General features: G+C 49.8%; 10 protein-coding genes. 4 read left to right on the top strand and 6 right to left on the bottom strand.

The features are described 5' to 3' along the window. Nucleotides 1-50 precede the first annotated feature (50 nt). Nucleotides 51-1,199, bottom strand: a complete 1,149-nt coding sequence (locus C8R30_RS00065; RefSeq protein ID WP_107789247.1) for an alpha-hydroxy acid oxidase — start codon at nt 1,197-1,199, stop codon at nt 51-53. A 104-nt stretch (nt 1,200-1,303) separates the two neighbouring features. Further along, nucleotides 1,304-4,156: an aconitate hydratase gene (locus C8R30_RS00070; RefSeq protein ID WP_107789248.1), complete on the bottom strand. Its 2,853-nt coding sequence runs from the start codon at nt 4,154-4,156 to the stop codon at nt 1,304-1,306. A 109-nt stretch (nt 4,157-4,265) separates the two neighbouring features. Here C8R30_RS00070 and C8R30_RS00075 point away from each other — a divergent pair, with 109 nt between their 5' ends. Together C8R30_RS00075 and rnk are read left to right on the top strand one after the other, a co-directional pair. Continuing rightward, complete coding sequence (locus C8R30_RS00075) at nt 4,266-5,165, top strand: D-hexose-6-phosphate mutarotase (protein ID WP_090665836.1); 900 nt, start codon at nt 4,266-4,268, stop codon at nt 5,163-5,165. 134 nt (nt 5,166-5,299) lie between these two features. Next, nucleotides 5,300-5,713 carry a nucleoside diphosphate kinase regulator gene (gene rnk, locus C8R30_RS00080; RefSeq protein WP_090665838.1) on the top strand — a complete coding sequence of 138 codons (414 nt, stop codon included), beginning with the start codon at nt 5,300-5,302 and terminating at the stop codon, nt 5,711-5,713. Here the strand turns inward: rnk and ampD are convergent. Then, complete coding sequence (ampD, locus tag C8R30_RS00085; RefSeq protein WP_090665840.1) at nt 5,673-6,245, bottom strand: 1,6-anhydro-N-acetylmuramyl-L-alanine amidase AmpD; 573 nt, start codon at nt 6,243-6,245, stop codon at nt 5,673-5,675. The genes rnk and ampD overlap by 41 nt on opposite strands. A 98-nt stretch (nt 6,246-6,343) precedes the next feature. Between ampD and tmk the strand changes: the two genes are divergently transcribed. Together tmk and holB are read left to right on the top strand one after the other, a co-directional pair. Beyond that, nucleotides 6,344-6,976 (top strand): dTMP kinase, encoded by a 633-nt coding sequence (gene tmk / locus C8R30_RS00090; RefSeq protein ID WP_090665842.1) that lies wholly within the window; start codon nt 6,344-6,346, stop codon nt 6,974-6,976. An 11-nt stretch (nt 6,977-6,987) separates the two neighbouring features. Next, the gene (gene holB, locus C8R30_RS00095) at nt 6,988-8,052 is read left to right on the top strand and encodes a DNA polymerase III subunit delta' (protein WP_338065842.1); all 1,065 of its coding nucleotides are present in this window, start codon (nt 6,988-6,990) and stop codon (nt 8,050-8,052) included. Nucleotides 8,053-8,106: 54 nt separating this feature from the next. Here the strand turns inward: holB and C8R30_RS00100 are convergent, their stop codons facing one another. From C8R30_RS00100 to C8R30_RS00110, 3 genes are all read right to left on the bottom strand, one after another. Beyond that, entirely contained in the window at nt 8,107-8,658 is a 552-nt protein-coding gene (locus tag C8R30_RS00100) for a hypothetical protein (RefSeq protein WP_090665844.1), read from the bottom strand. A 119-nt stretch (nt 8,659-8,777) separates the two neighbouring features. Next, a complete protein-coding gene (locus C8R30_RS00105) occupies nt 8,778-10,817 on the bottom strand; it encodes a CHAT domain-containing protein (RefSeq protein WP_107784428.1) in 2,040 nt (679 codons plus the stop codon). A 1-nt stretch (nt 10,818) separates the two neighbouring features. Then, entirely contained in the window at nt 10,819-12,318 is a 1,500-nt protein-coding gene (locus tag C8R30_RS00110) for a metallophosphoesterase (RefSeq protein ID WP_090665848.1), read from the bottom strand. Nucleotides 12,319-12,505: the final 187 nt, after the last annotated feature.

Here is a 12,505-nt window from a genome sequence, read left to right on the forward strand (position 1 = left end):
AAGGGATTGGGTTGAATTTTTTTTTGAGCTCATCATCACCTCTATGAATTTCAAAGATAAACCGAACCATCGATATTATGTCGGCCTAGCTGCGTTATCTGTCGTTCTCCACAAAACGCCATGGTGATATCCAATTCATTGTGGATGATTTCAAGCGCCTTGGTAACCCCTGCTTCTCCCATCGCACCCAAACCATAGAGATAGGGGCGCCCAATATAGACTGCTTTGGCGCCGATTGACAGCGCTTTCAGTACATCCTGGCCGGAGCGAATACCGCCATCCATGTGAACTTCGATTTGATCGCCGACAGTATCGACAATACCCGCTAAGGCAGCAATGGAGGAGCGTGCGCCATCCAGTTGGCGGCCGCCATGGTTCGATACGATCAGCGCATCGGCACCAGACTGCGCAGCCATTTTGGCATCTTCTACATCCAGGATTCCTTTCAAGATCAGTTTGCCGCCCCACTTTTCCTTGATCCATTCCACATCGTGCCATGAGAGATGGGGATCGAATTGCTCGGCAGTCCAGGCCGATAAAGAAGACAAATCGCTGACCCCACGGGCATGACCAACGATATTACCGAAACCGTGATGACGAGTACCGAGCATCTTCAGACACCAACGTGGCCGTGTCATTAGTTGCCAAATATGCTGGGGTGTCAATTTCGGTGGAGCGGAGAGATTGTTGCGGATATCCTTGTGACGTTGTCCGAGAATCTGCAGATCGAGGGTCAGTACCAAAGCAGTGCAGTGAGCCGCCTTGGCACGTTCGATCAGGCGTTCGATAAATCCACGATCGCGCATGAGATAGAGCTGGAACCAGAAGGGCTCCGTGGTTGCGCTAGCGACTTCCTCGATCGAGCAAATGCTCATGGTCGAAAGGGTAAAAGGAACGCCAAATTTCTCGCAAGCTCGGGCTGCCAGGATTTCACCATCGGCGTGCTGCATACCGCATAAACCTGCTGGGGCGAGCGCTACCGGCATGGCAACTTTATAGCCGATCATTTTAGTTTCTAGCGATCGATCTGCGATATTGACCGCGATGCGCTGACGCAATTTGATTTTCTGGAAATCGCTTTCATTTGCGCGATAGGTCGATTCAGTCCATGAGCCAGAATCGACATAATCAAAAAACATTTTCGGCACGCGTTGTTGTGCCAGCTTTTTTAAATCGTCGATACTGACTATTGGGTTCATTTTGTTTGGCTGTGTGAAGCAAAGCAACGCGTGCCCGATATTGTTCAGAAATCGAAGTTATTCGATCCATCGCATCGTGGGTTTTATCAGCATCCGTTTATTTTTTAACCGTTCATTAACTGTCTGAGTACGTAAGGTAATATGCCGCCATGACGGTAGTAATCGACCTCGATGGCGGTGTCGATACGGCAAAGCAGAGGGACTTCGCGTTGACTGCCATCTTTGTCATGTATGATCAGCGTGACTTGTTGCTGAGGTTGGATGGTGTCGATGCCTTGTATATCGAACAACTCATCGCCGGTAATGCCAAGGGCTTGTGCGTTGACGTTATCCTTGAATTGCAAAGGCAGCACCCCCATGCCGACCAAGTTGCTGCGGTGGATGCGTTCGTAACTTTCCGCAATGACAGCTCTGACTCCCAGCAGTTGCGTTCCCTTCGCCGCCCAGTCACGGCTCGAACCGGTACCATATTCCTTACCCGCAAACACTACAGTGGGAATGTTTTGTTTGATATAACGCATGGCTGCATCGTAAATCGACATCTGTTCGCCCTCAATGGCATCGTTGCCGCGATAGCGCGTGATACCCCCTTCGCTGCCGGGAATCATCAGGTTCTTGATGCGGACATTGGCGAAAGTGCCGCGCATCATGACATGATGATTACCGCGGCGTGAGCCATAGCTGTTGAAATCGGCTTTGGTGACTTGGTTGGCAAGTAGGTAGGTGCCAGCCGGTGAGGTTTCTTTGATGGCCCCTGCCGGGCTGATGTGATCGGTGGTAACCGAGTCGCCGAAGATCGCCAATGCGCGCGCGCTGCGGATGCCACCGGCGCCACTTTCTGTGGCAGGTTGCAGTGTAAAATCCTGAAAGAAGGGAGGTTCTGCAATGTATGTAGAGTCCGGCCAGTCGTAGAGTTTACCTGTGACTGAGGTAATCTCGTTCCATAGAGGAAGATCTTTGGTGAAATCGCTATAGAGCTGACGGAAGGTATCGGCTTGAGTGGCAAATTTCATCAAGGATTCGACTTCCGCGCTGCTCGGCCAGATATCTTTCAGCCAAACGGGTTGATTATCCTTGCCCATCCCGATCGGTTCGGTGGTGAGATCCTTAAGCACGGTACCTGCCAGGGCATAGGCGACTACCAGCGGGGGGGAGGCAAGAAAATTGGCGCGGATGTTGGCATGAATTCTAGCCTCAAAGTTCCGGTTGCCGGATAGGACAGCGGAGCAGATGAGATCATCCTTGACGACACATTCTTCGATGATTTCTGGCAATGGTCCGGAATTACCGATGCAGGTGGTGCAGCCGTAGCCTGCCAGGTTGAAGCCAAGTTGTTCCAGATAGGGCATCAGACCGGCTGCATTGAGATATTCCGTGACAACACGCGAACCGGGTGCGAGCGAAGTTTTGATATGCTTTTTGACACTTAAGCCTTTTTCCACCGCTTTTTTGGCAAGCAAACCTGCGGCAATCAAGACCGTGGGATTGGAAGTATTGGTACAGGAGGTGATCGCAGCAATCAGCACGTCGCCATGATATAGCTCAAAGGGCTGAGTTAGCTTGCTATTGCCCTTGATCGTATCCTGGGTGGGGCGATTATTGACCAATTCGGCCAAGTTTCTTTCAGAACCCGGCGGTAGCGTGGCTTCATCTTGATTGATTGGGCTCGTGACACACACATCACTCTCCGGACAGCCTGATTCGCGTGGGGTATAGGCACGGCTGAGTTCTTCTGCTGGCTTGCCATAGCCATTTTCCGCCACGGGTTTGCTGAAAAGCTCGGTGAAGGTTGATTTAAGATCACCCAACGCAATGCGGTCTTGCGGTCGTTTGGGGCCGGCTAAGGACGGGACGATCGAACTCAAATCAAGATGTAGTTCTTGACTGTAATCAATCTGGCCCGTGCGGGGCATGCCATACAGCCCTTGTGTTTTGAAATAAATTTCAAAAGCTTGAATTTCCCCGTCGGTTCGTCCAGTATTTCTGAAATACTGGAGTGTGGCATCGTCGACCGGGAAGAAGCCCATGGTTGCACCATATTCGGGTGCCATATTAGCGATGGTGGCGCGATCTGGCAGGCTCAACGATGCAGCACCTTCACCAAAGAATTCGACGAATTTACCGACCACTTTCGCATTGCGTAACATTTCGGTGATAGTGAGAACCAGATCGGTGGCGGTGACGCCTTCTCGCAACTTTCCGGTCAGATTAACGCCGACCACGTCGGGTGTAAGGAAGTAGACCGGTTGGCCCAGCATACCCGCTTCTGCTTCAATCCCCCCTACGCCCCACCCAACGACACCGATGCTGTTGATCATGGTCGTATGCGAGTCGGTTCCGACCAGCGTATCCGGATAAATCAAGCCATTTTTCTGATGCACGCCACGCGCCAGGTATTCCAAGTTAACCTGATGGACAATGCCGATCCCAGGAGGGACCACCCTAAAGGTATCGAATGCTTGCATGCCCCATTTGATGAATTGATAACGCTCTTTATTGCGGCGGAATTCCATTTCCATGTTGCGGGCGAGCGCATTTTTATCACCGTAATAGTCGACCTGCACCGAGTGATCGACAACCAGATCGACGGGGACGAGCGGTTCGATCCGTTTAGGATCTTTACCCAGCCGCTCCGCGGCACTGCGCATGGCGGCGAGATCGACCAATAGCGGAACGCCAGTAAAATCCTGTAGCACGATACGTGCGACCACGAACGGGATTTCATGAGTACGCGCGGCATTGGGTTGCCAACCAGCCAATTGCGTGACATGGGCTTGCGTTATTTTTTGATCGTCATAGTTACGCAAAACTGATTCGAGAACGATACGGACCGAAACAGGCAGTCGTGAGATCATGCCAAGGCCTGCCTCTTCCAGTGCAGATAAGGCATAGTATCGGACGGATTGGCCTGTCGGGAGTTGCAGGGTTTTCAGTGTATTGAATAGCGTATGGGTCATGGTTATTCCTTCAGCAGGGTTCGATAATCGACAAATTGCGGTTTAGGTTTATGAAGTATGCGTTTGAGTTTATCATTCCAAACCTATTGCGACAAAAATAAGGTAAAAAATGAATATTGAACAATTTAACGCGGATCATGGTATTGTGGGTCAGATCGAGTTTTTCGAAGGGCAGGGTGGGCTGCCTTTCATTCGTGCTAGCAATGCCAAGGCCAATGCGTTGATATCAGTTTATGCTGGCCAGGTACTTGCTTACCGGCCGGCGGGCAAGGCTGACGATTTGATGTTTCTCAGTGAAAAAGCTTATTATCAAGCAGGGAAAGCGATCAAAGGTGGCGTGCCGATTTGCTGGCCGTGGTTTGGCTCTGATCCCGAAGGAAAAGGACGCCCGGCCCATGGTTTTGTGCGTAACCGGATGTGGGATGTGATCGATACCGCGGTATCGGTCAATGGGGAGGCCAGGATTGTGTTGGGGTTGACGGATACACCGGAAACGCGATCTATCTGGCCGCATGCTTTCGTTTTGAGATTGGAAATCACCATCGGGGAGACGCTGGGTCTGGCGCTAATCACGCGCAATAGCGGGGATCAGCCGTTCAGCATCACACAAGCTTTCCATACCTATTTCGGCGTCGGCGATATCCATCAGACGAGTGTATCGGGCCTGGAAGGCAAATCTTATATCGACAAGGTCGATGGCGGGCAACAAAAAATACAATCCGGGGCGGTAACGATAAACACAGAAGTTGATCGCATTTATCTGGATGTCGCGAATGAACTGGTTATTCACGATGCTGCGAGGAAACGCAACGTTCGAATCACTTCTCAAGGTAGCCGATCGGCGGTCATATGGAACCCTTGGGCAAAAATAGCGTCTGAAATGGCTGATTTGCAGGATGATGATTACCTGCGCTTGTTATGTGTCGAAACAACCAATGCAGCGAGTGATGTCGTTACGATTCAGCCAGGCAGCGAATTTAGATTGACTGCGCAATACCGCTCTGAGTAATAGCAATATCAGCTACGTATGCCGAATGAGGCTGCATTGGTTTTTTTAAAGCCTTCCCATAACTGAAGCCTTCCCATAACTGAACGTATTCAGTTATGGGATCTCCAACGTTAACCCAATTCAATAGAGTGACCATGAAAACTAAACCAAAAATAATAATTTCATCGCTCGATGCAGAAAGACTAGAAAATCTGATCGAATCATTGCCTGATCAAAGCTTTCCAGGTAAGAAGGAATTAGAAGTAGAACTGGCGAGGGCGGATGTCGTTGATCCCGAGCATGTTCCACCGACCGTGGTGACCATGAATTCAACAGTCAGATTTAAAGTCGAATCATCATCTGAAGAATTCGAGTTGACACTGGTCTATCCAAAAGATAGCGATACGAGCGGTAGCAAGATTTCTATTCTTGCACCTGTCGGTAGTGCACTGCTTGGTCTTTCGCAAGGAGATGAGATCGAATGGCCAAAACCAGGTGGGGGCATGTTGCGCGTTCGTATGGAAGAGGTTATTTATCAGCCTGAGCGATCAGGCGAATATCACCGTTAGCGAGTGCTTGCCGGTATTTTTTCCAATCAAAAAATGGGCCCGGATCGGTTTTGCGGGCGGGTGCAATGTCGGCATGCCCGACGATATCGATTATCGGGTAGGCAGCCAGCAGCGCGGAGGTCAATGCAATGAGTCGCTCGTATTGTATGGATTCAAAGGGGATATCGTCGCTGCCTTCGAGCTCGATTCCGATGGAAAAATCATTACAACGGTTTTTGCCTTGCCAGCAGGAAATGCCGGCATGCCAGGCACGCAGTGTGCATGGAACAAACTGGATAACTTCACCGTCGCGGCGTATCAGGAAATGGCTGGAGACTTTAAGATCGCGTAGCGAGAGATAGTAAGGGTGTGCGGTGGGGTCGAGTTGATTGGTGAATAACTCAATGATCCCACTACCACCGAATTCGTTAGGCGGCAGGCTGATGCTGTGGATGACCAGGAGGGTAATGGTGCATTCGGGCGGACGTTCATCACAATTAGGCGAAGGAATGAATCGCACGTTTTCAAGATAGCCAGTTGCGTCGATTCGCATAGACGATTAACTCATAAAAATTTAAGTACATATTTAAGTACATATATATGATAGTGCATTGTCGGGTGCTTACTGTTATTCCTGTTTCGTAAAAAAACATGCAACCTGGAAAATTTATCACGTTGGAAGGTATCGATGGTGCGGGCAAAAGCACACATCTTGTCTGGCTGGAAAATTATTTGATGAGCAAAGGGATCACTACGGTGACGACGCGTGAGCCAGGGGGAACGCCGCTCGGTGAACAATTGCGCGCGCTGCTGCTCGATCAGCGGCAGACGATGCATGCCGAAACAGAAGTGTTGTTGATGTTCGCTGCGCGGCGTGAGCATCTGGATAAAGTTATTCTCCCCACCCTCGATAAAGGGGAATGGGTGATATCAGACCGTTTTACGGATGCGAGTTTTGCATATCAAGGCGGTGGCAGGGGGGTGGCTTTGCGCAAATTGGAGGAATTGGAGCGATGGGTGCAAGGTTCGTTTCAGCCTGATTTGACGCTCTATTTCGATGTATCTGTAGAATTGGGCAAACAGCGCGTGCAATCCATCAAAGCTGCCGATCGTTTCGAGCAAGAGCAGAGCGCATTTTTTCAGCGGGTACGGAAAGCCTATCTGCAGCGGGTGCGTCAATTTCCTGAGCGGATACGATTGATCGATGCCGGGCGTCCACTAGCGGAAGTCACGGCTTCGCTTGAAGCGATTATGAGTGAAATTTTATCGGAGCGGACGCAATAGCGTAGCCAATCGTGGAAGAATTGGAAGAACTGTATCCTTGGCAAAATACCCTCTGGCAACAGCTCAGGCGTGCTGAAGAAATGCGTGCGCATGCCTTGCTGCTGAAAGGGAGGAAAGGGATTGGCAAACTGAGTTTTGCATATGCACTTGCCAAATCGTTGCTGTGTGAACGAGTGACAGCACGACTGACTGCTTGTGGGCAATGCGCGAGTTGCAGATGGTTTACGCAGGGAACACATCCCAATTTCTACTTGATAGCACCGGAAGCATTTACTTCGGCGCCCAGCGATGCTGCGCTGGAAAGCGACGAAGATCGGCTGGAGAACGACACCGTAAAATCCCGGAAGAAAGCCAGTCAGCAAATTACGATCGATCAAGTCAGATCACTTGATCATTTTGTCTATTTTTCCGGTCATCAGGCGGGATACAAGGTTATTCTCATTCATCCTGCAGAAGCGATGAATGCGGCGGCAGCCAACGCCTTGCTGAAGAAGCTCGAGGAACCCCCAGCCCATGTGCTATTCCTGCTGATAGCCCATCAGTGGCAGGATTTGCTACCGACGATACGCAGTCGTTGTCAACAAATTACGATGCCGGTGCCGGATACGGTTACCGCATGCGACTGGCTGATCCAGCAAGGCGTCGATCCCCCTGAAACCTACTTGGCATTGGCTGGTGCATCGCCCTTGCAGGCGAAAATGTTCAGTCAGGGAGATTACCTTGTGCAACATGCTGAGTTCATCCGGCAAATGAGTTTGCCAGAGCGTCTCGATCCGATTCCGCTGTCTAGTGCATTGAGTAAGCTTGATCTATCCATGCTTGTCAACTGGCTACAGAAATGGTGCTATGACTTGATGAGCTGCCGCGTGACAGGCAAGGTGCGTTATCACTTACAGCATGAAACGACTATAAGAAAGCTTGCTGCAACGATTAACCCGCTTCAGTTTGCTCAGTTCTGGCGCGATCTGATTAAGACCCAGCGATTATCGCAGCATCCGCTCAATACAAAGTTGTTCATAGAGGAAATGCTGTTTTCTTACATGAGCGTCATGGTGCCTGGACGGTACAGGGAATAATTGAAATTATTTGATCAGCACTTCTTAGAAGCGCTGATTGGCTGCCAATCTGATTCAGTCTCGGTCTTTTCGGTGGCCCTTGTCCTGTTTTTCCTGGCCGGGATGAGGATCAAATCTGTCGCGGTAATGATCGTGACCACGTTTATCCTGATTGCGTTTTTTGCGATAACCCTCATCATGATCCCGCTCATGATCATGGTAATCCCTGCGATCATCTCGATAAGGTTGCTGATACCCATTATCGTATCGGTATGAGTGACTGGTGCGTTTCTGATAATAGGGAATATAGACATTGTTGTACCAACTTTCCTGAACAAAATAAACATACCGATCACAAGCGCGATAGAGATGGCAATGTTTGTTCCAATTCTTTGCATGACCGGGGGGGACATGCATATAAATAGGCGGTTGCCGCAGGTTTGCGGGGGTATGCCATACTAAAACAGGCTGGGGATAAATGAGTCGAGGTGTGGGGTAATAGCCGCCAAAATGAAGTTCTCCATAAAAACCGGGTTGGCCAATTCGAATGGAAACGCCTATATCGCTGGCCAGGGCTTGAGGTGTGACCATCATGAATGCAGCAAGTAAGCATGAGAAATAACGCATGGTTCCGACTCCTCATTGATTGAATAATAGTTTATGTCGGCATCCAGAACACAATATTGAGATCATTCTACATATTATGCAACCCATTTTACTGGAATGAAATTACCAATAGGGGCCTCTTATCCGTTTATGCGCGTACCTTGCGGCGATGGATCGCCTAAAGTTTTTAATGCTGTTAAGGCCAAGTCTTTCCACTCCTCTCTTTCCCAGTATTTGATATAACGCCTGAATTGGCGCTGGGTCGAGAACAGGGGAAACTCGTCAGGACCTAGTAACGCACGTATTTCATTACAATAGCGGACAATATCCTTTTTGGCTTGTATCGGGTCGAAATTTTGAACATCATAGGCGATTCCGAGTAACGTGAGTTCAGCCAATGTTCCAAGCGCCCATGCTCGATTTGCTGCAGTTGCTTTGTTTAGTTTCCATTCGGTAATTTGTCGCGCCGCGGTCCACCATTGACCATAGTTTTTAGGCAATGCTTCGAACGTTGGCTTGTCTGCCAAAGCAGGGATGGCAGATATTGAAAGATATTGAGTCATGACCCAGTGATTATGAGGTTCGACTTCCAGTGCTTCGCGATAAAACTCACGTGAAGCTTCATAAGCTTGTTGACTTGCTCTCATCCATTTCTGGGTTTGTTCGGAGTCTGTAGCTTGATTGTGCGCAAGCAATGAAAAAGCAATTCCGATGCGTTTTTCGCTGGCAGCACTCATGCCGAGGCGCTCCGCTTTTATTTTCGGAGAATAAGCCGCTTCGGGTTCTTTGCACCATGTTTTGAGTTCACTCCGGATCGATTTACATAACGCTGTGATTTCCTTTTCACGCTCGATTGAATTGACGGTGAACGCAGATTCCAAGGGGAGAGCGATATCGGCATTGGCACCAACCAATTCATCGATACGGTCGTATTTGACTTCGAGCCGCCTTCTGATCTGCTTGTCTCGGAAAATGGCAACTTGGTTTTCGAAATCTGATGGTACAGTAGCGTAAGCGACGATACTCGCCCAATCATGCGTACTGGGCGCATCGGTTCGCAGGCGCTGACGTAATTCATAGATGACCCAGCGTGGGTCATCGCCACTTAACAGCCGACGATACAACACTTCGGCAGCGATGGCTGAAGCGCGCATCCATAGTGGGAATTGTGAAGCAATGACCCAGGGAATACCGGCTGCATGAAGTTCATGCGCGATACTGCCGCCTGGTGTGAGTACGGATTCGATATTCCCGGAATCACAGGTCGCTAGCGTGACCAATGTCGGGCAAAATTTTGTGTTTCCCGAAGAATCGCGGGCTGTCAGGGCAATTGCCAGCCTTTCGCCATCAATGATATCCCCTTTACTCGGATCGAGATCGCTACATAATGCTACGCCATAGTGTTTGTCACCAGAACTCTCTATTGGTGCGCCATGGGCCAGGATATGAACGTGGGTATATTCGGTTTCGGCGCAAGCCTCACGGATTTGTTTCAATGTGGCATTGGGTAAAACAGTCAGTATTTTTTTGACGTCTTCGACACGCTCCTTGGCCATGCCGGGGCTTCTGATCTTTACCCAAGGGTCGATGGCAGAACGCAGTGCTTGTAAATGCGCCTGGGCGGGTACATAAAGACCATCAGGTTCTGCAAAAGCGAAAAGAATGCGCGGTGCCCGGTTCCACTCGATGGGTAGTGGGCGTCCGCGGCGGATTTCCCGTGTGATCGAAATCGGGGTGCGCGATTGCAGAAACAGAGGCGAACCGGAGCCTGGAAAACCATCTGTGCCAATGGCAAGTTCGAAAGGAATTAATCCAAGCTCAAATGCAGACAAGGAAAGACGTAGGTGGACCATCTTACCAACGCCCCCTGAGGTGTTACCCAACTCGGACAGCAATGCCGGAATTTGCCCAAGCATCCTGCCGATTGCTTCGCCCATATCGCGCACCTCAGCTTGTCGCTGCTCATCTTTAGCCGGATCTTTATCGGATTCGTAACGTAATCTGCGTAAACGCATCAGCAAATGCCGATGTTCGAACGGCATTTGCACTGTTACAGGCCCATCCTCGCCGCATAACGCGATATAAGGGGTAAGCGGGGAAAGTAATTGGTTGTGAGGCGGTCCCGGCCGGAGAAATTCGAGTTTAACTTTCTGGATAACTTTATTAGGGTCGGCACTCATCTCATTTCTCCGGAAATCTTTTTATCTCGACAGGCGCATCCGTGCCATCACCCATCACATGCAACAGTCGGCCTACGACTTGTCCACTCTCGGCTTTAATCGATACTGCGCTGGTTTGATTCATGACAAAGGGCCGGTTATCGAATACCGCTCGATCTATGGTTTCCATCTTGCCATCGATGAGAACATCGTAAACGGGTCTGAAGGTAGCCGTATCTTTGAGCATTGTTTCAGTAAATTGCAATAGACGGATCCAGGTGCCACTGTTGAAATAGTATCGCCCGCCACCCATATCGATCGCGCGTTCGAGATGCGTATGCCCAGTCACAATAAAGTCGATGGCGGGTCCAACGACGGCGGTTACTTGTTTGTAAGTATCATCTTGATCAGTGATATCAAACGTTTTGTCGTTTGCCAACCAATCTTTAAGCGCGCGACGTAATGCTTCATCTTTACCGACGCCTCTCATCCAGCCAGTCAAGCTATCCAGTATCAGTTGGGGGGTGCCCAGAGTACTGTCGACAGCCGTACTGCCTGCGTCGGTACGGTTGAGGTTTTCTTCAGCAGCGAGCAGCATATCGTCAGCATTTCTTCCTCCAGGCAAGGCTGAGCTGAGTATGCCCGCTTTGAGATTGGGGCCCAATAGACGATCCACCGTAATGGACGAAGGAATTTCCTGGTCCGGTTGATGGAAGCCTTCTGCTGACAGACGTTGATCAACCTGTTTATTGCCCTGAATTTTTTCACCGACAATGGATAGTAGCTTGCCTATTTTACTTATTTGTGAGGGATCCAGCACTAGGAGTGTTCCTACGGCGGCTGAAGTTTCGGGTTTGAGCAAATCGATCCAGGCAAATCTGCGTTTCACATCGTTCATGACTTCTTTGACCATGCGCGTCCCCGCATTTGGATACCATTCACTCGGGTCGAGCGAGCGGCCAGCGTTCAAGCGACGGCCTACTTTAGCCAAATCCTCGTAGCGGTTGTAATTCCAGGCATCGACTTCATTACCATGAGTGCAGTAGACGCGGGCATTTCCGACTTGACAAGTGTAGCCTGCGCCAGTCGTCGAGAATTCGATGCGCGCGCGCGCAGCTAAGTCGTCACCCGCAAGTGAAGTAATGAGCAAGTGCTGGACGACCGGGAAGGATAATTCGATATCATGATTGCCAATGACAATGATGAGCGTGCGCCCTTGCAGTTTGACAAAATCGGCCAAGGCCTGCCATATATCGGAAAATGAAGCATCTTTCATGATCCGCCTTAAGATGGCAACCGCTTCGTCGACAGCAACATAACCATGTATGTCCTCAGCGAGCGTATCGATGACATCTCCATTGAGTATTAATGCTACACGTCCCTCGGGCCGCTGGCCTGCAACCCAGCGGATATAGTTGGCGAGGCGACTGGTTTCACGCAAAATTTGAAAATCTGGTTTGTCGCCTCCCATATGAATATCGGAGATGACATGAATTTCGTCGTATTCGGGAAAATCGCTCATACCTGTTACCTCATTAAAATAAAATGATTACAGTCACAGCCGATGCTGCTGATATAACATGATGCTTTCCCCTTGCGAGGAAATGTGTATTCAGTAACGCGCTGACAAAGGTGTAGCGATCTCATGGCTGTCACCGTGGTATTGAGAACAAGCGCTGAATACCTACCATCAACGACATCTCAACTAA

This window comes from Nitrosomonas nitrosa (genome assembly GCF_003051105.1).
Lineage (GTDB): Bacteria > Pseudomonadota > Gammaproteobacteria > Burkholderiales > Nitrosomonadaceae > Nitrosomonas > Nitrosomonas nitrosa.